The organism is Oscillibacter valericigenes (genome assembly GCF_021531915.1).
In the GTDB taxonomy this organism is placed as follows: domain Bacteria; phylum Bacillota; class Clostridia; order Oscillospirales; family Oscillospiraceae; genus Oscillibacter; species Oscillibacter valericigenes_A.
Genome location: NZ_JAFBIV010000004.1, coordinates 67594 through 90524, shown reverse-complemented (window position 1 = coordinate 90524; position 22931 = coordinate 67594). Strand labels below are relative to the sequence as shown.

Below are 22931 nucleotides of genomic sequence, written 5' to 3'. Positions count from 1 at the left end.
GCATTTTCAATCCAGAAGACGGTTTTATGGGCTGTGATCGACAGGGGGAAAGTCTGCCGTCAGGCGTAGGATAACGAAAAAAGGCGGAAGTCGTTCCATTCAGAACGGCTTCCGCCTCTTGTTATTTCCATTCTTTAAAGATGTCATCTAAGGCGACATCCAGTGCAGATTTTAGGCTCTTTTCCATAAACCGCATGATTTCAGCCTCCATTACGGACTTCTTCTTTTTCTTGTCTTTCTCCTTATCTTTCTTCTTGTCACTCACTTCAACTTCACCTCACTTGTAAACTTAAAGGTAAAGTTATCGTCGAGTTCTTCTTCATGCTGGGCGTAGTAGTCGCGCCACATTTGAAAATGCACATCGTCCAAATGCCATAAGGCAAGTGTATCTGCGGATGGTTCTCCGCAAATACTTCTGCGTAAGTCCTAAACGTGTTCTATCATCATGTCGATGTAGTCAAGTTTGCTATAACTCATATCTAATCCTCCCTAATGAAAATTTCTTCAATCTATATAAAATCTGCTCTATCAAGATTTATGTATTTTGCTATTGCAAAATCTCGGACAGAGTGATGGTGCTTGCGGCTTTGTTGATTTCATAGTTTCTCCAGTTGTCGGCTTTTGGAATCTATGTGTTCAAAACGGGCATTAACTCCCTGATGAACTCACCCTCGATCTATCCTAACTCTTCATCAATCAGTTGGGGCAACAAATTGTTGGCGTAATGAAGTACACCGAAAGAAACCCTGTGCCCATGTTTTTTTGCTTCAGAAAGGATACAGTATTTGCGTTCACTTTTTGTTTGGAAGCCGACCCAATGTTGCGCCAGACGGCGGAGCATGTTTTTGCTTTTGCCGATGTAGACGGTCTAATCATCGATGCGGATTTCATAAATGCCGGGGTATTCAAAAGTATCTGCCCAGCCATTGCGCTTTAGCCACTTGTATACGTTTTCTTCGTAGTTATTTCTCTCATAATTCTTCATCAGAATTTCCTCCTGCTTTTTCTGTGTCTTCCGTGCCATACGCCAAATACCAATCGTAAAATGTGTTCTTGCGACCGATAGAGATGTCCAACAGCATCGACAAGGTATCCTTCTTTGTCATGCAATGCTCTTCGGCGTAGGCGGTAATGATGTTAAACCAATCAAGATCGACTGTAATAGACTTACTCATAAAATGAGCTCCTTTTCATCGTAGTAAAGCTTCAGGAAAGTTCTAATCCCTTAACTTTCTATAAATATTATAACAAAAATTTTGTGTAAAATCAAAATCAAGCGCTCTGAGGACAGTTTTCTGAACTTTCACGGCTGCTTCGGTAATGACGAATAAACACGGACTCGGCGGAGGTCGATTTATCCACTAAAGCATTCGCTACTTTTGCACGAACGCCGCTGTTGCGGCTTCGTAGCAAAAGAGCGATGCTTATTTCAATTAAAAAGAGATACTTTTTTCTCAGTAATAATTTTAGTTTCTATTTATTAGCAAGGAAAAAGTATCTCTTTTAGATCTCTGTCCACCATGCACCAGCCGCAAGTTCCTGTCCCAATGTCCTGAAAAAATCCTCGCCAAGTTTCTCTGAAACTTTTCTTTTCGAGATGTTCTGATATTCGCGCTCAAGGACATTCTTTGCATTCACCACAGTTGACACAGACACATTCAGATCTTCGGCAATCATGCCGTTTGTCACCACGCTCAGATCGTTGAGGGCGATCCAGATGAAGACTTTGAGGACATGGGCAAAGGCAACTGCCTCGGAAGAGTAGTCGTGCTGAATGACCGATTGCACCCAGGGGCGCGGCAGCCTGATCTCTGTTGCTTTTGGAATGACTGTCAGATGGCGGGTTCTGCCGTGGCTCTCACAGGAGATGAAGCCATGGGAGGTTAAAGACTCAATGGCGTTTCTAAGTGCGGTTCTGTTTCGATCCTGAGGGGTTACACCTAAGTATCTGCACATGTCAGAGTAGTTGCCAGAGAAGGAGCCGCCTTGCTCAGCAATCATCGCCAACACATTGAACTCTGCTTTTGGCAGTGGCAGCCACTCTTTGTAAAAGATTACTTCTTCCATGGCTCAAAAGTTAATGTAGACTTCCATCAGTTTTTCATCGCTCATGGAATCGAGTTCTTTTTCGAGTTGATCCATCCAGGCGACACCTTCATGGAGCATCAACAGAATGTCGATCAGACCCTCACGCTTATTGCAGCCGAACTCCTGGCAGTAGATTTCCAGATCTTCCACATACTTCTCAAACTTAGTCATTTTCATTTCCTCCATTTCTTGATTAAGCAGCCTTCTTGATTTTGTATTCTCTGATGTCAGGAACCTTCACGGGGGGGACAGTCAGTTTTTCATCCTTGAAAACAGGGGCTTTCTTGTAGTCGGGGAACTGTGCCACAAACCAGTCAGTAACATACTTGTAGGGGCTGGCGGCAGTCTTGGAGAGAGCCTTGACGGTTTCAAAAACATCCAGGAGTTCGGCGGAGTTCTCATAAGCGCTGATGTGCTTTTCCATGTTCTCATAGGTCAGGCGCTTGTTCTTATTGGTGGTCTTGACCTCGCGGCCAGCCTTGACAACAACAATCAGTGTGGGAAAGTCGCTCAGAATTTCTTTGACCAGTTTGTTTTCGGGAGTGCCGTATTCCTGAGAAGCGGAGTGGAACTTGTAGTTCATCACCAGAGTATTGCTGGTGAAGTCAATCTTGTAACCCTTAGTAGCCATAATTCAAAATTCCTTTCTTAATTCAAATTCGTATCTGTTAGCGGATTAGAAGTTCGCGGCGGGGGCGAGAGCAAACAGGCTTTCCTTCTGAGCCTTCTCGGCAGCCAGGTTTTCGAAGTAATCCATGTAGTCATTGACATTGGTGTACTTCTGCTTGAACCATGCCAGGACAGCGCGGTAGGGGTTAGCCTTGACCTTAGAGAGATTGATCTGCTTCTGGAACTCAGCCATGACAGCCTCAGCATCGTCCTGCTCGCGGATGAAAGCAGCCATGTTTTCGTAGGTCATGTTCTTGGTGATGTTCAGCTTGTTGGGGTTCTTCTTGATGCTCTTGGTGACCATTACGGCATTGGGGAACTCCTTCTTGTACTCACGCCAGAGCTTGAACTCGTCGGTGCCGAAGATGGAAGCGTTCTTCTGGAAAGTCTTGGTAACCTGAGCAGTCTTCTCGTCGATGTAGCGAATAGTCATGTTAGTCATTTTAATAATCTCCTTTTAATAATTTTATTTTGAATTTTTTGTTTCCCTTGTTTCTGATGTTAGTATAGCAAATTTGATTTTCTTACCTGGTACAAAAGTGTTCCATTACCTTTTCCTTTTTCTCTTTCTCTTCTTCATGTCGTCATCTCCTTTTTGTTTGGGTTTTGTGTTCCCCTTGTTTCTGATATTAGTATAGCAAACTCGGTGTATTGGCCTGGCACAAAAATGAACCGTTGTTAGGATTCGTAATTTTCTTTCCAGAACTTATCCCAATCGAATGTCATCTTCTTCTGCTTGAAGGTATGCTCCATTCTGCTGAGAGGGACATCGTTCAGCACATCCAGGATTGCAGCGATCCAAATGCACTTTTCGACATCTTCATCAGTAATGTGCTTAAACAGCCCAAAACCGTCGGCATCAAATGAGAGGTGAAGAATTTTTTCATAGATTTCTTTGTAGTCAGCAACAGTCATTCTTTCGAACATTTTTATAATCTCCTTTGTTTTGTTGTTTTGTGTTCCCCTGTTTTCTGATATTAGTATAGCAAAATTATTTTTATGCCCTGGCACATAAACATTCCATCAAGGTGTTGTAAAAAAGAAAAAATCAGCCTCGCATTTGAGGCTGATTGATGGCAGGAGAAACCGAACTTTGGAGCGGGACTCAAAGTGGCATGAGGGCAAGCCTTGCGGCAGACTCTTTTCTGACTCCTGGACACTACAAAGTTCTCAAAACCTATTGGAAAGTTGAAGAAAGTCTTCAAAAGTTGATAGTGGAGATCGATTTGTGTTTAAATACCCCCAACAAACTTCGAATTTCAAGAGTTTATAGGCTTAGAAGTTGACGGATTCAAAAACATCTGATAGCATTAGGACAACCCGATGAACAGTCGTGGTTCATTCCAGCAAATTAAGCAACAAATCTGTTTTGAAGCGAAGCCGTTTTCTGTGGGCCGACAGGCACACCCATCCGCCACGCCATCGAGGTGGCCTGGGACCGGGGCGACCTGGAAACCCTGCAGAAGTACTTCGGCTACACGGTGAGCAACGCCAAGGGCAAGCCCACCAATAGTGAATTCATCGCCATGATCGCTGACCGGCTCCTGCTGGAGAAGAAAAACGGCACGGGCCTGCTGGGCTGAAAAGCGCAAACAAAGGGAGAGGCAAATGCCTCTCCCTTTCCTTATATATGGATCCCGAGCCTTTCCCCCACCGTGGCCCGTTGGATGTCGGTGAGCTTCTGGGGAAGGTCCAGTTCCACGATCCGGTCGCCGTAGAAAAGCAGATAGGTGTTGACCGGATTCCGGTGGCCGTTCTGCTTGTCAATGTATACTTTCCGATATGCCGCATCGGCGCCCCAGGCGCCGGGGTCCTCCTCCGGGACCCAATCCCAGTCGATGGTGAACTTGATCTGGCGGGAGGGGATGGTGAAGGTATCGCCGGTATTTTCCAGATAGTCCCGGACCACCGTGTCCCGCAGCCAGGGACGGCGGATGTCCGTGACCTCGTAGTTCCATGTCAGCTGCTTCTGGGGCTGGCCGACGGTCTCCTTGCAGCTCTGGCGGGAGAGGAAGAAGGTCCGGGTCTCCAACTGCTCCCGGGAGATATGCTCATAGGGCTGGCCTGTCAGGTCCGCCAGGGTCAGGGGCAGGTCGATGGGGTGGACGTCGTACTCATCTCCCTGCCAGGTGTAGGTCTCCCGCCACGGCTCATCCTGGATCAGCCGAATAGCGCCCCAGGTCACGCCGCCGATGACCGCGAAGGCCACCAGAAAGCTGAGGAGCTGTGTCACCAGACGGTTGACCTCCGTGGACCAGCCGGTGCGCCGCAGCAGATACCGCAGCCCGGCCAGCAGCCCCTGAAGGGCAACGATTACCACAAAGACACCAGCGAAGATAAATGATATCTGGGTACTGAAGGAAAAGAACATGCAGAGCAGAGCGACCGTCGTCAGCAGCTCATAGGCCAGCCGCAGCCGCCGGTGGCCCCGGGTGGGGGTGAAGCGGCCCTCCTCGTCCGCGATCCGCCTGGCTTTGCGGCGCCAGAGAAAGTAGCTGGAGATCTCCGTGGCGCAAAAGAGAATGAGCAGGGGCCAGAGGGCCAGCGTACTCAGGGCGGCGGGATTGGCCAGCATGACTCAGCGTCCTCCTTTCAGGGCTTCAGCGGCGGTGGACATCATGTTCTCTGTTATGGTCCAGTCCCAGTCGAACTGCACCTCGGCGATCCGGTCCGGCCAGCAGACCAGGAACTGATTGATGGCCTCCCCGGCGCTGTATCGCTGATAGACCTCGTCCGCATCCCAGGGGGCGGCGTTCACGGGGCGGTATTCATCCCAGTCTTCCTGAGGGAGCTGGTCATTGCCCCATTCCACCCAGGAGATAAAGTCCTTTTTGCACAGGTTATAGAGGAATCCCGACTTTACGGTGACGAGTTCATATTCCAGGTCCGGCTGATCCAGGGCATCCATCCGGGCCCGCTGGGTGTAGGTCCCGTGAGTCAGCAGGAAAGAGCTGTCCACCCGGGCCTGGGTGCTCCATTGGGTGTAGTCCGTTTCCACCAGGTCTTCGATGCGCAGGGGAATGTCGTCGTGATAGACCGACCAGGTCATGCCCCTATATTCGTAGGTCTCCACGGTTGGGCGGTCCTCCAGCCAGCCGGAATTGCGGAAAATCAGGGCCGTCATGCCCGCCATACCGCCCACGGTCAGGGCGATGATCAGGCCGTAGGTGACGGCGATATTCGCCCAGCGGGGAGCTTTCAGGCGCTTCAGGGCGTCTTTGGCGGCCAGGGACAGGAAAATCATCAGGCCCATATAGAGGAGCATCCCCACCATCAGCAGGAACATCCCCCGGGAATTCCAGTAAGAGGCCAGCAGCCACAGGACGATGAAACAGGACCACACCATTACCAAAATGCCCAGCCATCGGACGCTCCGCAGGTCCGGCAGGGGGGCGCCTGACTCCGCCGCTGCTTTGGCTTTCCGCTGCCAGCGATAGTATCGGGTTAGCTCCGCGATAATCAGCAGGCCCAGGGGCAGCCAGTTCAAAATGGTGGAAAGGCTGGCGGTGCTGGACAGGGTGTCCACCGGGTCCGTCCAGATGCGATAGAACTGAAACAGGATTTGGAACAGGGACAGGGCCAGCAGCGCCCAATAGCTGCCGAGAAAGCTCTTTTTCATGCAGCGGCGGATGTTGGCGTATTCCGCTGCCGGGTCCGTCTCAATGGGGACGGCTTGTTCATCCTCGGTGTAAAAAATCTGCACCTGGGCGGAGTCCGCCGCCAGGACCCACCCCGCGGCGGCACAGTAGTCCCGGTAGGTCTCCAGCCCCTCGGAGGGAACGGCGTCAAACTGAGAGGCGGCGGGGAAGAAGGTGAGGGAGAATCGCAGTTTTTTCGGCTCCGTCCGGCGATAGCGCCAGCTCCAGCCGCCGATCTTTTCCAGCATCCAGCCCTTGGCAGCCATGTCCGAAAGATGGGCGGTGATGGCGGTCCGGTCCAGATAGCCGTACAGGGGCATCCATTCCCGTTTCGTATTTTTCACGCGTCCGCACCTCCTGTCTGTGCTTCGTAGTCCGCCGCCAGGGTCCGCAGGCGGCGGTATTCGTCCTCCAGGGCCTTCTGGCCTGCTTCCGTGATAAGATAGCTCCTCTTCCGGCCTTCTATTTTCGTTTCCGCAATATAGCCTGCGGACAAAAAGCTCTCCAGCAGGTTGTACAGCGTGCCGGGACCGACGCTGACCCGGCCCTGGGTCAGTTCCGTGACGCGGGCCATGATGTCTGTGCCGCACAGCTCTGTCCGCAGACACAGCAGGATGTAAAACATCTGCTCCGTCAGAGTTTGAAATTTTTCCCGGGCCATAGGACACCTCCTATTATCGAATATCGTTATTTCAAATATCAGTATAATATCGAATATCGTTAATGTCAAGCGGCAATAAGGCTGCCCTCCCAAAGAATATCGAACGAGGGAGCGGGCGGGCATTTGTGACCTTGCCTTTTTCCGGCACGTGTGGTATCTTAAAGTGGAATATTTAAACAAAAGGAGAAAGAACCCATGACTTATCGTTTTCGCCCCCGGGGCGTCTGCTCCCAGGAGATGCAGGTGGATGTGGATGACCAGGGCGTCATTCAGGAGCTGCGGGTGCTGGGGGGCTGCAGCGGCAATCTGCAGGGCATTGCGTCCCTGGTGAAGGGCATGCCCGCCCGGGAGGCCATTGAGCGGCTGAAGGGCATCCGCTGCGGCTTTAAGGACACCTCCTGCCCGGACCAGTTCGCACAGAACCTGGAGGCCGCGCTGGAGAAACAGTGAGGAGAGGCTTATGAAAATCGTACTGGTGATCGACCAGTTTGACGACGCCAATAACGGAACTACCATTAGCGCCCGCCGTTTTGCCAAGGCCCTGAAGGACCACGGCAACGAGGTCCGGGTCATTGCCATCGGCAAGCCCGCCGACTACAAATACGCAGTGAAGCAGATGAAGTTCCTGCCGGTGATGGAGCATCTGGTCACCAGCCAGGGGATGCGGCTGGCCATCCCCAACAAGCATGTCTTTGAAAAGGCGGCCGCCTGGGCGGACGTGGTGCATTTTATGATGCCCTCGCCTCTGGCGGTCACGGGCCTGCGGCATGTGGAAAAGCTGGGCATCCCCCACACGGCGGCCTTCCACTGCCAGCCGGAGAACATCACCTATACCTTCCACCTGGGCAGAAGCAAGCGGGCCAACGACCTGCTGTACAGCGGGTTTCGGGATACCTTTTACAACCGGTTCACCCATATCCACTGCCCCAGCAACATGATCACAAATCAGCTGCGCCAGCATGGATATACGGCTCAGCTCCATGTGATCTCCAACGGCATCAGTCCCCAGTATTTCTACGGCAAGCTGCCCAAGGAGGACTGGATGAAGGGCTATTTCAACGTGCTGATGGTGGGCCGCTATGCCGGAGAAAAGCGGCAGGACGTGCTGATTGAGGCCTGCGCCCGCAGCCATCATGCCAAAGAGATCCAGGTGATCCTGGCGGGGAAGGGCCCGCTGGAGAAGAAGTACCGGAAGCTGGCGGAAAAGCTCCAGAATCCCATCGTGATGCAGTTCTACGAGCCGGAGCGCCTGATCGATATTCTGCACATGGCGGACCTGTATGTTCACACCTCCGACGCGGAGATCGAGGCCATGAGCTGCATGGAGGCCTTCGCCTGCGGCTTGGTGCCTATTATCGCGGAGTCCTCCCGGTCCGCCACACCCCAGTTCGCCCTGGATGGCCGGAGTCTGTTCCCCGCCGGGGACAGCGCCGCCCTGGCTGCCCAGATCGACTGGTGGATCGAGCATCCGGAGGAGCGGAAGACAATGGAACTGCGCTACGCCGAGCACGCCAAGCAGTATGCGATGGAGGAGTCCATCAAGAAAACGGAGGAGATGTTCCGCATGGCCATCGCCGAACAGGGCGCGGCCAGAAAAGCGGTACATCCCTGAATACATCAGACCTGAGCACGGCCGCCCCTACGGGCGGCCGTTTGTTATGCCCGAAAGCTTCGGCTGCCCTCACAAGCAGGGTTTCCTCCGCATACACTGTCTCAGCAAAGGAAGTGAGGAGATACACCATGGCATTTTCCGACCGGGAGCTGTTGGCGCGTCTGATCCAGTGCGAGGCGGGCGGGGAAGGGGAGAACGGCATGAAGGCCGTGGCGGGTGTGGTGATGAACCGGGTCCACGCCAAAGGCGGGGAATACGCCCGGGTGGGCCAGGGCAGCATCCGCAAGATCATCTTCCAGCCCTACCAGTTCGTCTGCGCCAGTGAGACCGAGGGCGGCGCCTACAATCCTCAGAATATTTACAATATGCGGCCTGAACAGATCCACTACGATATCGCCGACTGGGCCATCGCGGGCAACCGGCTGCCGGATGTGGCGGAGTCCCTGTGGTTTTACAACCCCTTCGGCCCCCAGTGCAGATCTTTCTTTCCATCCAATGTGGGATACTGGCAGACGCGGATCGGCGACCACTGCTTTTACAATCCCACGGATGCGTATTATAAAACTTGAGAGGTGTCATTATGCAGCGTTTGCAGAATACTTACGAGCCCGCAGCCATGCCGCGGACGATGGACCGGGATCGCCAGCGGGACCGGATGGACTGGTCCGGAGAGATCAGCCGGGAACCTACGGAGCCCCGCTATCCCGTGACTGCCGGCCGGGGCACCATGACCGGGACCATGGACCGGGGAACCTCCATGACCGGCGCGAATCCCCCGGAGCTGGCGGACATGGGCAATCAGCTTCCCGTTGAGGTCATTGAGGCGCCTACCTCCCGGGAGGAGGCGTACCTGGGGTCCTGGAAGGCCCTGCTGTCCCGCTATGAGGGCAGCTATGTGGTGGCCACCTTCCTGGTGGGCACCCAGAACACCGTGTCCTGGGAGGGCATCCTGTTCGATGTGGGCAACGACTATCTCACCATTTATCAGGAGAGCCGGGACCGCTATATCGTCAGCGATTACTACTCCCTGAAATTCGTGGAATTCTATGATATCCAGCGCCGCCGCCGGTGTGCCGAGCTGCTGCGGGAGGACGGCTGGCAGAGCAACGGCATCAGCGACAGCATGGGCGGCGGCATGTCCGGCGGAATGGGCGGCGGCATGAGCGGCAGCTCCGGCGGCGCCATGGGCGGTATGCCCCGCCGCTGAAAAAAGGATTGCGGTGCAGGGGAGAGTGTGCTAAAATCCGGATATCACATCAGATAAAGGAGACAGTCCCATGGATTTTGAAAAGCTGTCCGCAGAGCGGTACTCCCTCCGGAAATACAGCGACCGTCCGGTGGAGCCGGAGAAGCTGGCTCTGATCCTGGAGGCCGGGCGCAATGCCCCTACTGCCCATAATCTCCAGCCCCAGCGCATTTTTGTCATCCAGAGCCCCGAGGCACTGGAAAAGGCCGACGGCTGCATGGGTTCCCATTTCCATCCCCCGGTGATCCTAGTGGTGGCCTGCGATCTGCAGGAGGCCTGGAAGCGGGAGACCGATGGCAAGAACCACGGCGAGATCGACGCCGCCATCGCTGCCACCCAGATGATGCTGCAGGCGGCGGACCTGGGCCTGGGCACTACCTATGTGGGGATGTTCGAGCCTGAAAAGCTCTGGGCGGCTTTCCCGGAGATGCAGGGTACCATGCCGGTTGCCATGCTGACCCTGGGCTATCCCGCCGAGGGCGCCCATCCCTCCCGGCTGCATGCTTCCCGCAAGCCCCTGGAGGAACTGGTGAAGTACCTGTAATCCGACGTAAAAAAACGGAGACTGCTTCTGCAGTCTCCGTTTTTTATATTTCCTCAATGTCTGCGGCGGCCCCGGTAATTCCCGCCGCCCCGGCGGCTGACGCTACGGCCGTAGCGGTAGCGGCGGCGGCCGAACAGCAGCTTACACAGCACCAGTACCACGATCAGCACCACCAGTACGATGATGCCCACCCGGACAGAGGTTTTGGCGAAGAAGACCTTCACATCCCGCCAGAAGGTCATCAGCTTGCTGGCCTCCACGTCGAAGCTGGCCAGCAGGTCCACGGAGGCGTAGGTGACATCGTCATAGCTCAGCACCATGGTGCCCAGCTTCTGGCCTTTCTCCACCGGGGCTTCCACAGGTGCTTCCAGGGTAATGGTCCGCTCCAGATCCCCTGCCCCCAGGACCTTGGGCAGAAGGACCTCAATGTCCTTAGCAGGATGGACCGTTACATGGTCCATTTTGGACAGGGAGACAGCGACCTCCTGAATGACCTCCTTTTCTTCCACAATGGTTTTGTAAGTAAAGTTATCAAAGCCGTAGTTGAACATCCGGGTGGTTTCGGAGAAGCTGCGGATGTTGCCCACGCCGTTTTCCACCACCCGGTCAGCCCCCAGGATCACGCTGATAAAGTGGAGACTGCCCCGCATGGCAGAGGACACCAGACAGTGCCCCGCCGCATCGGTGGAACCGGTTTTGATGCCGTGGGCCTCCGTATTGCGATAGCCGATGACCCGCCAGTTGGACAGCAGGTGGTTGGTGGTATACAGCTTCCGTTCTCCGCTGAGATTGGTGGCGGGAACGGTATAGGCGGCGGTGTCGCAGATGGTCATGAAATCCGGGTATTCCATAGCGGCCTTCGTGATCAGGTACATATCCCAGGCCGAGGTGTAGTGCTGGGGGTCATGGAGACCGTTGGGGTTGGCGAAGTGGGTGTTCTCGCAGCCCAGCTCCGCTGCCTTGGCGTTCATGGCCGCCACAAAGGCAGACACAGAACCGGAGACCGCCTCCGCCAAAATGTCGCAGGCCTCGTTGGCGGAGACCACCAGCATGCAGTACAGCAGGTTCCGCACCGACATGGTCTCACCCACCTTGATGCCGGCGGAGCTGCCGTCAGAGGAGAGCCCCTCCAGAGCGGTGGCGGTAGCGGTCAACTCCTGGTCCATGGACAGTTTGCCCGCGTCGATGGCCTCCAGGGTCAGCAGGGCCGTCATGATCTTGGTCAGGCTGGCGGGATACAGCTCCTGATGCTCGTTTTTGGCGTAGGCCACCGCGCCAGTATTGGCGTCCACCAGCAGGGCGGCCTTGGCTAGAATATCCGGGTCGGCGGGGAGCTCCGGCTTCCCGTCACCGGCGGCATAAGCAGTGGGGAACAGAGAAAGGCTCAGGACAAGAGCCAAAAAAAGAGCAAAAAAGCGGTTCGTTTTCATATCTATCTCCTGAGAAATATGTTATAATCGGTATCAGAAACGCTCCGCGGCCGGGATGCCGGCAGGGAACGAATGGTTCTGGCAACAGTATATCAAAAAAATTACGGGAGTTCAACCAATATGGCCGCTGGAAAAATCACGAAAACCGAATGGCTCCTGCTGGGTCTGACGGCGGTGTTTTTGTGCGGCCTGATGGCGCTGTACGCCCATGACCAGGCGGGACTGGCCGCGTCGCCGGTGGAGACCGCCAGGGATGTACCCCAGGAGGTGTTCATGCCGGAGCTGGCGCCCCTGGACCTGAACGCAGCTCCGGCGGAGGAACTGGCGGAACTGCCGGGCATCGGCCCGGAGCTGGCCCGCCGCATCGTGGCGTACCGGGAGGAGCACGGTCCCTTTGAGACCGTAGAGGAGCTGATGGAGGTCTCCGGCATCGGCCAGGGCAAGCTGGACGGGCTGGAGGGCCGCGTCACCGTGGAAAATGAGGAAACGACATGAAGATCTTGGTGGTAGATGACGAAAAGACCCTGGTGAAGGGCATCAAATTCAATCTGGAGAACGAGGGCTACCAGGTGGAGTGCGCCTACGACGGCGCAGCCGCCGTGGACCTGGCCCGCAACGAGAAATTTGACCTGCTGATTTTGGATGTGATGATGCCGGAGGTGGACGGCCTGGAGGCCTGCATGCGTATCCGGGAGTTTTCCAATGTGCCCATCATCATGCTGACCGCCAAGAGCGAGGACGCGGACAAGCTGATGGGCTTTGAGTGCGGCGCGGACGACTACCTGACCAAGCCCTTCAACATCCTGGAGCTGAAGGCCCGGGTCCGGGCGCTGCTGCGGCGGGCCGCCGGTGTCCAGCGGGTCCAGGGCGCTGTGCTGACGGTAGGGGATATCTCCCTGAACACCGAGGAACGGGTGGCCATCCGGAACGGTGAGATCGTGGACCTGACGGCCAAGGAGTACGACCTCATTGAGCTGCTGATGCGCAACCCCCGGCGGGTGTACAGCCGGGAGAACCTGATGAACGTGGTGTGGGGCTATACCTACGCCGGAGATTACCGGACGGTGGATGTCCACATCCGCCGCCTGCGGGAGAAGCTGGAGAAAAACCCGGCGGAGCCGGACCACATTATGACCAAGTGGGGAGTGGGGTACTATTTCAAAGGGTAAGAAACGGGTATGGAACAGCCTGCGGGTCAAATTCGGCCTCAGCTACATCCTCATTATCCTGGCGGTCCTGCTGCTGCTGAACACGTACCCCCTGCTGGTGTCCCAGAGCATGGTGTTCCGCTCCAAGGAGACCACCATGCAGAGCAGCGTCTCCGTGATGGTGTACTCTCTGTCGGGCCTGGACCGGCTCAACGAGGAAAACGTGGCGGCAGCCATGGCGGTGGTGGAGGAGACGGGCCTCTCCCGTATTCTGGTGACGGACGGGGCGGGGAAGGTCCTCTATGACACCCGTGAGACCGGCAGCGTTGTGGGAAATTATGTGCTGTACGCGGAGATCGTCCAGGCACTGATGGGCAACGACGCCTTCTCCTGCAGCTACCGGAACGGGGCCTTCCGCAGCCGTGCTTCCTCGCCGGTGCTGTACCAGAACCAGATCATCGGCTCCGTGTATGCCTACGAGTACGACGTGGAGCAGGCGGCGCTGCTGGAGGGTCTGCAGTCCAACCTGCTGCGCATCTCCGCCGTGGTTGGGGTGGGCGTGCTGGCACTGAGCCTGCTGCTGTCCATGGCCCTGACGGAGAAGATCAGCCGCCTGATGACGGCCATCCGGCAGGTCCGGGAGGGCGCCTACGGCCACCGGGCGGAGATCCGGGGCGGTGACGAGATCGCCCAGATCGGCGACGCCTTCAACAGCCTGGCAGACCGGCTCCAGACCACGGAGGACGCCCGGCGGCGGTTTGTCTCCGACGCGTCCCACGAGTTGAAAACGCCTCTGGCGGCCATTCGCCTGCTGACGGACTCCATCCTGCAGACCGACAACATGGACCAGGAGACCACCCGGGAATTCGTGGCGGATATCGGCATGGAAGCGGAGCGCCTCAGCCGCATCACCGAGGACTTGCTGCAGCTGACAAAGCTGGACAGCGGCATCATCCAGGAACCCGTCGTGGTGGACGTGCTGTCGGTGCTGGAGCAGGCCATGCGGATGATGAGCCTGGTAGCTCAGGAGAGGGGCTCAGAGCTGACCTTCTCTGCTCAGGAGGGCTGTCTGGTGATGGCTACCCGGGATGAGGTCCATCAGGTGATCTCCAACCTGACGGACAATGCATTGAAATACTCCGCTGGAGGGCCGGTGCAGGTCTCCCTGCGGAAGGTCCACGGGCAGGTGGTCCTGTCTGTGGCGGACCGGGGCCCGGGTATCCCGGAGGCAGATCTGCCCCGGATCTTTGAGCGGTTCTACCGGGTGGACAAGGCCCGCTCCCGGGCTGCTGGCGGCACCGGCTTGGGTCTGTCCATCGTCAGCGACACGGTGAAGCGGCGGGGCGGCACGGTGGAAGCCGCCAACCGCCCCGGCGGCGGATCGGTGTTCACTGTCCGGTGGCCTGCGGCAGAAGGAGGAGAGGCGTCATGAAAAAGTGGATGCTGATCCTTCTGGCGGTGTGCCTGGTACTGGTGTGCGGCTATGCCATGTACGGGACCGGAGAGGAGCCGGAGCAGCCGGGTGGCTATCTCCTGTATTTCCTGGAGCAGGATCTGGAATCCGTGCCGGGCGGCGGCGCCCTGCGGGCGGAGAGTATCTGGCTGCCGGAGGCGGAGACGGCGGATACGGAGACTCTGGCAACGCTTCTGGTGCAGGAGCTGCTGGCCGGCCCTCAGGACGAGACCCTGAAGAACACCATCCCGTCGGGAACGATACTGCTGTCTCTGCACGTGGAGGGGTCTCAGGTGCTGGTGGACCTGTCCACGCCTTACGGGACCTTGTCCGGAGTGGCCCTGACTCTGGCGGACCAGGCCATCACATTGACCCTGACCCAGCTGCCGGACATCCTATCCGTGCGGATCACGGTCCGGGGCCGGGAACTGGCCTACCGGGAAAAGCAGGTCTTCGCGGCCCGGGATGTGCTGCTGGCGCCGGAGGGCGATGTGGTCAGCACAGTGGATGTGATGCTGTACTTCCTGGACGGAAACGGCTATCTGAAGCCGGAGCAGCGGACGCTGGACCTCTACGAGGGCGACACCCAGGTCAGCGCGGTGGCCCGGGCCATGGAGAACGGGTCGCTGGATAAGCAGCTATCATCTGTTCTGCCGGAGGGTTTCCGGGTGAAATCGGTGTGGCTGGAGGAGGACGTATGCTACGTGAACCTCTCCTCGGGCATGCTGGAAACGATCTCCGGAGACAGAGGACTGGCGACGGCTCTGCGGGCACTGGCAAAGGCCCTGTGTTCGCTGGAGAGCGTGGGAGAGGTTCGATACCTGGTGGACGGCGAGTTCGCGGACTACTACGGCTCCGTCAACGTGGCGCGGCCCTATATGAGCTGAAAAAGACGGGCGGGACAGAGTTCCCGCCCGTTCTTTTTATGTGCCGAAAAACAGGCGCACCGCCAGGGCTGAGGCGAAAAAGCCTGTCAGGTCTGCCGCCAGGGCGGCGGGGACTGTGTGGCGGGTCCGGCGGATACCGGCGGAGCCGAAGTAGACGGCAATGGTGTAGAAGGTGGTCTCCGTGCTGCCCAGCATGACGGCGGCTACCCGGCCCTCGTAGCTGTCGGGACCGTAGGTGGACAGCAGGTCGCTGACCACGGCCAGGGCCCCGCTGCCGGAGACCGGGCGGATCAGCATGAGCGGTGCGGTTTCCGGCGGGATGCCCAGCCGCTCCAGCAGGGGTGCGCAGAGACCGGACAGCCACTCCATGGCTCCGGAGGCCCGGAACATGCCGACGGCGGTCAGCAGCCCCACCAGAGCCGGGATAATGCGCAGCAGCACCCCGATGCCCTCCTCCGCTCCGTGGGTGAGGGTGCTGTACACATCCACCCGCTTCCCCATGCCGTACAGGGCCACAAAAGCCATCAGCAGGGGGATCACCAGGGAACTGAGGTTCATGGCCGCCCCCTTCCCCAGCGGGAGAGAAGTCTGGCCGTCAGCAGCCCCACTGTCACAGACAGCACCGAGGAGAACCATACTGCCGGGAGAATGTCGAAGGGAGTCCGACAGCCTGCCGCCGCCCGCACGGAGGCAATGGTGGTGGGCAGCAGCTGGATGGAGGCGGTGTTCAGCACCACCAGAAGACACAGCTCATCGCTGGCCACGCCTTCGCAGCGCCGGGCCATCCTGCGGGCGGCCCGGATGCCCAGGGGCGTGGCCGCATTGCCAAGACCCAGCAGGTTGGCCGAGACATTGGCGGAGACGGCGGCCAGCGTTTCCTCGTCCCGGCTGGCATCCGGAAGCAGCCGCCGCAGCAGGGGACGGAAGGCCCGGGCCAGTCCCCGGGAGAGACCGCAGACATTCATGATCTCCATGATCCCGCTCCACAGGCACAGCATTCCCGCCATGGAGACGCTGAGGTCAATGGCCGACTGGGCGCCTGCCATGGCGGCATTTGCCACCTCATCCAGATTTCCCGAGAGGATTCCGAATATCAGAGACAGCACCACCATTCCGGTCCAAATCCAGGCCATTGCCATAAAAAAGCCTCCTTTTTTGCCGATTTTTGTAAAATAAGTTTAAACTTTTTACTTTTGAATTGACAGAATATGACAGAATGTGGTATGGTCGTATTACACAAATGTAATCGTATTTTTTGGGAAAAGGAGATATGCTGTGAAATCGACGGGGATCGTGAGAAAGGTAGACGAATTGGGGCGGATCGTACTTCCCATTGAGATGCGCCGCACGCTGGACATCGCGGAAAAGGATGCACTGGAAATCTATGTGGAAGGTTCCTCTGTCATTCTGAAAAAGTACAAGCCCAGCTGCATTTTCTGTGACGCCTCCAAGGATATCACCGTATTCAAGGGCAAAAACGTCTGTCCCAAATGTCTGAAGGAACTGAAGAGTCTGTAAAAGCAAAGCTATGAAAAATGCCTCTGCGGAATATCCGCAGAGGCATTTTCAGGCTGTCGATAAACCCGGAAAACTTGCGCGACGGGAAGGAAGATAGTTACGAAAGACTGCGCCCGCAGGTGCGATTCGGAGCGCAACCGGGCAAAGCCCGGCTCTTAGCGCGGAGATAACCCAGGAAGGGTGTCTCAAGGTGAATTGCCGCGCAGCGGCAAGAGAGGGTGGCCTGGGCCATTCGTTTTCAATCATAAGTTTTTCTGAATCTTTCAAGTTCAGAAAAACTTGCAGCAGCTTGTCGAAAAGACTTTTTCGACAAGCTGAAATGCCTCTGCGGAATATCCGCAGAGGCATTTATTTGTGTTTATTTATTGTTCCAGCGCGGCGGCATACAGCTCGTTTTTGGAAAATCCGGTATGCTCCGCCACCTCTTTGGCGGCGTCCTTCAGGCGGACACCTTGGGCCTTCAGGGTCAGGACCTGAGCCACGGCGTCATCCAGGGTGACTGTTGCCGCCTCTCGGGGCTCGGCGCCGGCCAGCACCAGGACAAACTCGCCTTTGGGCGGATTCTCCGTGTAATGCGCCACAGCACCGCCCAGGGTGGTCCGGAAGGTCTCCTCATGGAGCTTGGTCAGCTCCCGGCACAGGGCGATGCGGCGGTCGGAGCCGAAGACGGCCTCCATGTCCTGCAGAGTGGTCAGGAGCTTATGGGGCGCCTCGTGGAAAATCAAGGTGCGCTCCTCGTTTTTCAGCGCTTCCAGCCGCTCCCGGCGGTTCTTCTTGTTGACGGTCAGGAAGCCCTCAAAGGCGAACCGCCCGGTGGGCAGGCCGCTGACGGCCAGGGCGTTGACGGCGGCACAGCAACCGGGGATGGACAGCACCTTCACGCCGTTTTCCGCGCACAGACGCACCAAGTCCTCGCCGGGATCGGAGACGGCAGGGGTGCCGGCATCTGTCACCAGGGCGCAGGATTCGCCTGCCAGCAGCCGCTGCAGAATGGCCTGCCCGGCGGAGACGTGGTTGTGCTCATGGTAGCTGACCAGGGGCTTTTTGATCTCAAAATGGTTCAGCAGCTTTACGGACACCCGGGTGTCCTCCGCCGCGATAAAATCCACGGTCTCCAGGGTCTCCACGGCCCGGGGGGAAAAGTCGCCCAGGTTGCCGATGGGGGTGGCGACCAGATACAGCGTGCCGCTCATGGTGTGTCCTCCTGTTGTCTGAAATAGATGGCGTCCACCTCTGTGGTGGGGGCGCCGTCCGGATACTGTAAGATCAAAGGCGCTTCTATGGCCAGGCCCGGTTTTCCGCCCCGGCGGCCCTCCAGCAGGATGAGGGACGGGGCTGTCCCGGCCGTCTTGCAGACAGGCCGCAGCCGCTTGGGCTCCATGGCGGCCCCTCGCAGGGCGCAGAGCAGGTCCGTCAGTCGTTCCGGTTTGTGGACCAGGCAGAAGCTGCCGCCCCAGCGCAGCAGATAAGCAGCCGCATGGCAGACGTCCTCCAGGGTGCAGTCCACCTCTGCCCGGGCGGTGCGAAGAGAGCCGTCCGCTGCCACCGCGCCGCTGGCGGGCGGGTAGTAGGGCGGGTTGCAGACCACCAGATCGAAGCAGCCGGTGGGGAACAGGGATTTTACGTCCCGCAGATCGGCGGTGCAGAAGGTCAGGCGGTCCGTCAGGTCGTTTTCCGCCGCCGCTTTTTCAGCCAGACGGATGGCGGCGGGCTGGATGTCCATGCCGGTGACGGACAGCTTCGGTTGCCGCTGCAATAAAAGCAGGCCCAGCAGCCCGGTGCCGCAGCCCAGGTCGCAGACCCGCAGACCAGGCTTCAGCCGGGGCAGGGAGGAGAGGAGAAAGGTGTCCGTACCGGGTCGGAACAGCGCGTCATCGTAGACGAAGCGGTATCCGCTGGGGCAAAGGGCTTCCCAGTGTTCCATAAGCTGCCTCCCCTCCAATGATGTTACCACATTATAGCGAAAAATGCGCGGAAGCGCAAGATAGGGAAGGGGACTCCGGCCCTCCGGACCGGGAGGAAAGACACAAAAAGTCCCGCAGGGATCACCTGCGGGACTTTTATGTATCCCTTTGAGATTAGTCCTCGGGGACGATGGCACCGTTGGGGCAGGTGTCGCTGCAGGAACCGCAGTCCAGGCAAGCGGCAGCGTCGATCACGTACTGATCGTCACCCTGAGAGATGGCGCCAGCGGGGCAAGCGTCAGCGCAGGAACCGCAGCTCACGCAAGCAGAAGTGATTTTGTAGGCCATGGGAAGCACCTCCATAAGATTTGTGATTCTCATTGTACCATACAATTTCGAAAATGCAAGTCCATGCCGTTAAAAAATTCGCAAGGATTTGAAAAGGCCGTTCACAATTTGTTTTCAAAAAGGTCAAAGAAAGTCAAAAACAACCTATTGACATTGGGCGGCAGAGTGATATACTGACGTCAGAACAAAAGATCAAAGAAAGTCAAAGTCAAAGAATGATTTGACGTTCTTGGAAAGGGATGGTCAACAAGTGGGTATTTCGGATCTGATCGCCAGCTTCCTGCAGGAGAGCCTGGAGGAGGCGGAGAACGGTGTGCTGGAGGTCCAGCGCAATGACCTGGCCCAGCGCTTCAACTGCGTGCCCAGCCAGATCAACTATGTGATGAGCACCCGCTTTTCCCCGGAGCGAGGCTATATTGTGGAGAGCCGCCGGGGCGGCAACGGATACATCCGCATCACCCGGGTGCAGGTGGACCGGCAGACGCTGTTGATGCACGTCATCAACTCTCTGGGCGACCGGGTGGACCTGCCCTCGGCACGGGCCATCCTCAGCAATCTGGTGCAGTCCGGAGCGCTAAGCGAAGACGTGGGCCGGGCGCTGCTGGCTGCCGTGGGCGACAAGGCCCTGGGGGCCGTGCTCCGGGAGAACCGGGATGCTGTCCGGGCGGATATTATGAAGCAGGTTTTGATCCTGCAAGTATGAGTTTGACCTTAGACACACAATAAATTAGTTATTATGATTATTATAATGAATATATAGGAGGAATTGATTATGAAATGCGAGAATTGCGGTAAGAATGAAGTTACCTTTATGTATCAGAGCAACATCAACGGAAAGGTCACCGAGAAGCACCTGTGCAGCGAGTGTGCCGAGAAGCTGGGCTACACCCAGAAGCTGGCGGCTCACAGTCAGCGGATGATGCAGGGCTTCGGCAGCATGTTCGGCGGCAGTCTCTTCGATGACTTCTTTGCCCCTGTGCCCAGCCTGATGGGCCGGATGAGCCGGATGCTGGAGGACCCCTTCGATGATTTCTTCGCCGATATGCCGGCACTGAGTGCGGCACCGGTCCAGCAGGAGGTCCAGACCAGCGGAAAGCAGGAGGACCTGGTGGGGCAGGAGGACCAGAACTGGTTCGCCTATCAGCGAAAGCTGAACGCCCTGCGGCTGGAGATGAAGAAGGCCGTCCACCAGGAGAACTTCGAGCGGGCCGCGGAGCTGCGGGACGAGATCCACAAGCTGGAAGCGGAACACCAGGAAAACAAGTAAACGAACGATTTCCCAGAGGGGAGGCAGACAACTATGAATGAAAACAAATTCACGCCCAGGGCCGAAGAGGCCCTGCGGCTTTCCCAGGAGGCAGCTGGCGAGCTGGGCCACGGCTACGTGGGCACAGAGCACCTGCTGCTGGGCCTGATCCGGGAGGAAGAGGGTATGGCCCACACCGTCCTCACCGAGACGGGTCTGACCGACGACATGATCGTGGAGATCATTAAGAAGAGTGTGGGCGTGGGGCTGCCCGGCAGCAACCCCGCCCAGGGGCTCACCCCCCGTGCCAAGCGGGTGGTGGAGATCGCCATGGAGGATTCCGTCCGGGGCGGCTATAACTACGTGGGCACCGAGCACCTGCTGGCGGGCATCCTGCGGGAGGGCAACAACATGGCCGTCCGCATCCTGCGGGCCGCCGGTGTGGAGGCCAAGCACCTGTACACCGCCCTCATGCAAAAGCTGAACGAGACACCCCGGGGCAAGGCCGCCGAGGCCAGGACCGCCGCTGCCACTGCCAAGGAGGACAGCGGCAAGAACAAGACCCTGAAGGAGTTCACCCGGGACCTGACGGCCGACGCCCGGGCCGGCAAGCTGGACCCTGTGATCGGGCGTGACGAGGAGATCCAGCGGGTCATCCAGATTTTGTCCCGCCGCACCAAGAACAACCCCTGCCTGATCGGCGAGCCCGGCGTGGGCAAGACTGCCATTGCCGAGGGCCTGGCCCGGAAGATCGTCATGGGCGACGTGCCCGACGATCTGCTGGACAAGAAAATCCTGTCCCTGGACCTCTCCGGCATGGTGGCAGGCACCAAGTACCGGGGCGAGTTTGAAGAGCGCATCAAGAAGGTCATGGAGGAGGTTAAAAAGTCCGGCAACGTGATCCTCTTCATCGACGAACTGCATACCATCGTGGGCGCCGGCTCCGCCGAGGGCGCCGTGGACGCCGCCAACATCATCAAGCCCGCCCTGGGCCGGGGTGAGATCCGCGTCATCGGCGCCACCACTCTGAACGAATACCGCAAGTATATCGAGAAGGACGCCGCCCTGGAGCGCCGGTTCCAGCCGGTGCAGGTGGGTGAGCCCAGCCAGGAATCGTCCCTGGAGATTTTGAAGGGTCTGCGGGAGAAGTACGAGCAGCACCACAAGCTGACGATCACCGACGAGGCCCTGGAGGCCGCTGTGTCTCTCTCTGCCCGGTATATCAACGACCGCTTCCTGCCCGACAAGGCCATTGACCTGATGGACGAGGCCGCCAGCCGGGTGCGGATGGAGACGGAAGAAATTTCTCCCGAGCTGAAGAGCCTGGAGGAGAAGATCGCGGCTCTGGTGAAGGAAAAGGACGATGCCATCCAGAACCAGGACTATGAGAAAGCCGCCCAGCTGCGGGATATTGAGAAGAACTACCGGGAGCAGGTGGAGAACGAGCGGGACAAGCGCCGCAGGAACCATGCCCAGCACCGGCCTGTGAACGCCGAGGACATCGCCGCCGTGGTGTCCGGCTGGACCGGCATCCCCGTCACCCGTCTGACGGAGGACGAGGGAACGCGGCTGCTGCACATGGAGGAGACCCTCCACCAGCGTGTGGTAGGCCAGGACGAGGCCGTCAAGGCCGTGGCCCGGGCCATCCGCCGTGGCCGTGTGGGCCTGAAGGACCCCAAGCGGCCCATCGGCAGCTTCCTGTTCCTGGGCCCCACCGGCGTGGGCAAGACGGAGCTGTGCAAGTCCCTGGCGGAGGCCATGTTCGGCGATGAGAATGCCATGATCCGCATTGACATGTCCGAGTACATGGAGCGGCACACGGTGTCCCGCCTGATTGGCTCTCCCCCGGGCTATGTGGGCCACGAGGAGGGCGGCCAGCTCACCGAGAAGGTGCGCCGCAAGCCCTACTCCGTGGTGCTGTTCGATGAGATCGAGAAGGCCCATGAGGATGTGTGGAACATCCTGCTGCAAATTCTGGACGACGGCCGGATCACCGACTCCCAGGGCCGCACCGTGGACTTCAAGAACGCGGTCATTGTCATGACCAGCAACATCGGCGCCAAGGCCCTGACCGCCGCCGGCGCCAAGCTGGGCTTCAATACCCAGGAGCACCGGGACCCCGACGCCGAACAGGCCTTCCAACGGGCCAGGGAGACCGTCATGACGGAGCTGCGCCAGACCTTCCGCCCCGAGTTCCTGAACCGGATCGACGACATCATCGTCTTCCGCTCCCTGACGGAGGAGGATATCCGGGAGGTGGCCCGCCGGATGCTGAAGACTGTGGCAGACCGCATGGAGACCATGGGCATCCATCTGGATGCCGGTGACGAGGCGGTGGCGGAACTTGCCAAGGAGGGCTTCGACCCCAAGTACGGCGCCCGGCCCCTGCGCCGGGCCATCCAGAGCAAGGTGGAGGACGCCGTGGCCGAGAAGATGCTGGACGGCACCCTCCGGGCCGGCGATACCGCCAGACTCACCGTGGAGGACAACAGACTCTGCGTCACGAAATAAGAAACAGTCCCCTGCCGCACCGCGGCAG

29 protein-coding genes and 1 pseudogene are annotated in these 22931 nt (G+C 58.0%); 14 read left to right on the top strand and 16 right to left on the bottom strand.

Going from position 1 to position 22931, the window contains the following annotated elements; all coding sequences use genetic code 11:
• Positions 1–121: 121 nt before the first annotated feature.
• From JQM66_RS04855 to JQM66_RS04825, 7 genes are all read right to left on the bottom strand, one after another.
• Positions 122–265, bottom strand: a complete 144-nt coding sequence (locus tag JQM66_RS04855) for a hypothetical protein (protein ID WP_235228741.1) — start codon at positions 263–265, stop codon at positions 122–124.
• A 706-nt stretch (positions 266–971) separates the two neighbouring features.
• A complete protein-coding gene (locus JQM66_RS04850) occupies positions 972–1175 on the bottom strand; it encodes a hypothetical protein (RefSeq protein ID WP_235228740.1) in 204 nt (67 codons plus the stop codon).
• Positions 1176–1503: 328 nt separating this feature from the next.
• Positions 1504–2067, bottom strand: a complete 564-nt coding sequence (locus tag JQM66_RS04845) for a helix-turn-helix domain-containing protein (RefSeq protein ID WP_235228739.1) — start codon at positions 2065–2067, stop codon at positions 1504–1506.
• 3 nt (positions 2068–2070) lie between these two features.
• The gene (locus JQM66_RS04840) at positions 2071–2259 is read right to left on the bottom strand and encodes a hypothetical protein (protein ID WP_235228738.1); all 189 of its coding nucleotides are present in this window, start codon (positions 2257–2259) and stop codon (positions 2071–2073) included.
• Between the two features lie 22 nt (positions 2260–2281).
• Positions 2282–2719 (bottom strand): hypothetical protein, encoded by a 438-nt coding sequence (locus JQM66_RS04835; protein ID WP_235228737.1) that lies wholly within the window; start codon positions 2717–2719, stop codon positions 2282–2284.
• 45 nt (positions 2720–2764) lie between these two features.
• Positions 2765–3199 (bottom strand): hypothetical protein, encoded by a 435-nt coding sequence (locus JQM66_RS04830; RefSeq protein WP_235228736.1) that lies wholly within the window; start codon positions 3197–3199, stop codon positions 2765–2767.
• 236 nt (positions 3200–3435) lie between these two features.
• Complete coding sequence (locus JQM66_RS04825) at positions 3436–3684, bottom strand: hypothetical protein (RefSeq protein ID WP_235228735.1); 249 nt, start codon at positions 3682–3684, stop codon at positions 3436–3438.
• A 482-nt stretch (positions 3685–4166) separates the two neighbouring features.
• On the opposite strand from JQM66_RS04825, the pseudogene JQM66_RS04820 reads away from it, so the two are divergent.
• Positions 4167–4340 (top strand): annotated as a pseudogene (locus tag JQM66_RS04820) (sporulation initiation factor Spo0A C-terminal domain-containing protein); the annotation flags it as partial.
• Between the two features lie 41 nt (positions 4341–4381).
• Here the strand turns inward: JQM66_RS04820 and JQM66_RS04815 are convergent.
• Genes JQM66_RS04815 through JQM66_RS04805 form a run of 3 tightly spaced genes read right to left on the bottom strand, consistent with a single transcriptional unit; the run spans position 4382 to position 7056 of the window.
• The gene (locus JQM66_RS04815) at positions 4382–5332 is read right to left on the bottom strand and encodes an MFS transporter (RefSeq protein WP_235228734.1); all 951 of its coding nucleotides are present in this window, start codon (positions 5330–5332) and stop codon (positions 4382–4384) included.
• Between the two features lie 3 nt (positions 5333–5335).
• Positions 5336–6739 (bottom strand): DUF2812 domain-containing protein, encoded by a 1404-nt coding sequence (locus tag JQM66_RS04810; RefSeq protein ID WP_235228733.1) that lies wholly within the window; start codon positions 6737–6739, stop codon positions 5336–5338.
• Entirely contained in the window at positions 6736–7056 is a 321-nt protein-coding gene (locus JQM66_RS04805) for a PadR family transcriptional regulator (protein WP_235228732.1), read from the bottom strand. Before JQM66_RS04805 ends, JQM66_RS04810 begins: the two co-directional genes overlap by 4 nt.
• 195 nt (positions 7057–7251) lie before the next feature.
• Between JQM66_RS04805 and JQM66_RS04800 the strand changes: the two genes are divergently transcribed.
• From JQM66_RS04800 to JQM66_RS04780, 5 genes are all read left to right on the top strand, one after another.
• Positions 7252–7506, top strand: a complete 255-nt coding sequence (locus tag JQM66_RS04800; protein ID WP_235228731.1) for a TIGR03905 family TSCPD domain-containing protein — start codon at positions 7252–7254, stop codon at positions 7504–7506.
• 10 nt (positions 7507–7516) lie between these two features.
• Positions 7517–8668 carry a glycosyltransferase gene (locus tag JQM66_RS04795; RefSeq protein ID WP_235228730.1) on the top strand — a complete coding sequence of 384 codons (1152 nt, stop codon included), beginning with the start codon at positions 7517–7519 and terminating at the stop codon, positions 8666–8668.
• A gap of 128 nt (positions 8669–8796) precedes the next feature.
• Positions 8797–9237 carry a cell wall hydrolase gene (locus JQM66_RS04790; protein WP_235228729.1) on the top strand — a complete coding sequence of 147 codons (441 nt, stop codon included), beginning with the start codon at positions 8797–8799 and terminating at the stop codon, positions 9235–9237.
• Positions 9238–9248: 11 nt separating this feature from the next.
• Positions 9249–9875, top strand: coding sequence for a hypothetical protein (locus JQM66_RS04785; RefSeq protein ID WP_235228728.1), 627 nt, complete (start codon positions 9249–9251; stop codon positions 9873–9875).
• Positions 9876–9945: 70 nt separating this feature from the next.
• Positions 9946–10458, top strand: coding sequence for a nitroreductase family protein (locus tag JQM66_RS04780; RefSeq protein ID WP_235228727.1), 513 nt, complete (start codon positions 9946–9948; stop codon positions 10456–10458).
• Between the two features lie 53 nt (positions 10459–10511).
• Here JQM66_RS04780 and JQM66_RS04775 read toward each other — a convergent pair whose 3' ends face one another.
• Positions 10512–11888 carry a D-alanyl-D-alanine carboxypeptidase family protein gene (locus JQM66_RS04775; RefSeq protein ID WP_235228726.1) on the bottom strand — a complete coding sequence of 459 codons (1377 nt, stop codon included), beginning with the start codon at positions 11886–11888 and terminating at the stop codon, positions 10512–10514.
• A gap of 120 nt (positions 11889–12008) precedes the next feature.
• Between JQM66_RS04775 and JQM66_RS12575 the strand changes: the two genes are divergently transcribed.
• The 4 genes from JQM66_RS12575 to JQM66_RS04755 all read left to right on the top strand — a co-directional run bounded on the left by JQM66_RS12575 (position 12009) and on the right by JQM66_RS04755 (position 15376).
• Positions 12009–12383, top strand: coding sequence for a ComEA family DNA-binding protein (locus tag JQM66_RS12575; protein ID WP_268824327.1), 375 nt, complete (start codon positions 12009–12011; stop codon positions 12381–12383).
• Positions 12380–13057 (top strand): response regulator transcription factor, encoded by a 678-nt coding sequence (locus JQM66_RS04765; RefSeq protein ID WP_235228725.1) that lies wholly within the window; start codon positions 12380–12382, stop codon positions 13055–13057. Before JQM66_RS12575 ends, JQM66_RS04765 begins: the two co-directional genes overlap by 4 nt.
• A 109-nt stretch (positions 13058–13166) precedes the next feature.
• Entirely contained in the window at positions 13167–14468 is a 1302-nt protein-coding gene (locus tag JQM66_RS04760) for a sensor histidine kinase (RefSeq protein WP_235228724.1), read from the top strand.
• Positions 14465–15376, top strand: coding sequence for a GerMN domain-containing protein (locus JQM66_RS04755; protein WP_235228723.1), 912 nt, complete (start codon positions 14465–14467; stop codon positions 15374–15376). Before JQM66_RS04760 ends, JQM66_RS04755 begins: the two co-directional genes overlap by 4 nt.
• A gap of 36 nt (positions 15377–15412) precedes the next feature.
• Here the strand turns inward: JQM66_RS04755 and JQM66_RS04750 are convergent, their stop codons facing one another.
• The gene (locus JQM66_RS04750) at positions 15413–15934 is read right to left on the bottom strand and encodes a spore maturation protein (protein ID WP_235228722.1); all 522 of its coding nucleotides are present in this window, start codon (positions 15932–15934) and stop codon (positions 15413–15415) included.
• Complete coding sequence (locus JQM66_RS04745) at positions 15931–16515, bottom strand: spore maturation protein A (RefSeq protein WP_235228721.1); 585 nt, start codon at positions 16513–16515, stop codon at positions 15931–15933. The genes JQM66_RS04750 and JQM66_RS04745 overlap by 4 nt, the downstream gene beginning before the upstream one ends.
• Positions 16516–16651: 136 nt before the next feature.
• Between JQM66_RS04745 and JQM66_RS04740 the strand changes: the two genes are divergently transcribed.
• Complete coding sequence (locus JQM66_RS04740; RefSeq protein ID WP_235228720.1) at positions 16652–16894, top strand: AbrB/MazE/SpoVT family DNA-binding domain-containing protein; 243 nt, start codon at positions 16652–16654, stop codon at positions 16892–16894.
• Between the two features lie 362 nt (positions 16895–17256).
• Here the strand turns inward: JQM66_RS04740 and rsmI are convergent, their stop codons facing one another.
• The 3 genes from rsmI to JQM66_RS04725 form a co-directional block, all read right to left on the bottom strand.
• Positions 17257–18087, bottom strand: a complete 831-nt coding sequence (gene rsmI, locus JQM66_RS04735) for a 16S rRNA (cytidine(1402)-2'-O)-methyltransferase (RefSeq protein WP_235228719.1) — start codon at positions 18085–18087, stop codon at positions 17257–17259.
• Positions 18084–18818, bottom strand: coding sequence for a tRNA1(Val) (adenine(37)-N6)-methyltransferase (locus tag JQM66_RS04730; RefSeq protein ID WP_235228718.1), 735 nt, complete (start codon positions 18816–18818; stop codon positions 18084–18086). Before JQM66_RS04730 ends, rsmI begins: the two co-directional genes overlap by 4 nt.
• Positions 18819–18972: 154 nt before the next feature.
• Positions 18973–19146 carry a DUF362 domain-containing protein gene (locus JQM66_RS04725; protein ID WP_235228717.1) on the bottom strand — a complete coding sequence of 58 codons (174 nt, stop codon included), beginning with the start codon at positions 19144–19146 and terminating at the stop codon, positions 18973–18975.
• A 250-nt stretch (positions 19147–19396) separates the two neighbouring features.
• Here JQM66_RS04725 and JQM66_RS04720 point away from each other — a divergent pair, with 250 nt between their 5' ends.
• The 3 genes from JQM66_RS04720 to JQM66_RS04710 all read left to right on the top strand — a co-directional run bounded on the left by JQM66_RS04720 (position 19397) and on the right by JQM66_RS04710 (position 22903).
• Positions 19397–19849: a CtsR family transcriptional regulator gene (locus JQM66_RS04720; protein WP_235228716.1), complete on the top strand. Its 453-nt coding sequence runs from the start codon at positions 19397–19399 to the stop codon at positions 19847–19849.
• Between the two features lie 69 nt (positions 19850–19918).
• Positions 19919–20413 carry a UvrB/UvrC motif-containing protein gene (locus tag JQM66_RS04715; RefSeq protein ID WP_235228715.1) on the top strand — a complete coding sequence of 165 codons (495 nt, stop codon included), beginning with the start codon at positions 19919–19921 and terminating at the stop codon, positions 20411–20413.
• A 33-nt stretch (positions 20414–20446) separates the two neighbouring features.
• Entirely contained in the window at positions 20447–22903 is a 2457-nt protein-coding gene (locus tag JQM66_RS04710; protein ID WP_235228714.1) for an ATP-dependent Clp protease ATP-binding subunit, read from the top strand.
• Positions 22904–22931: the final 28 nt, after the last annotated feature.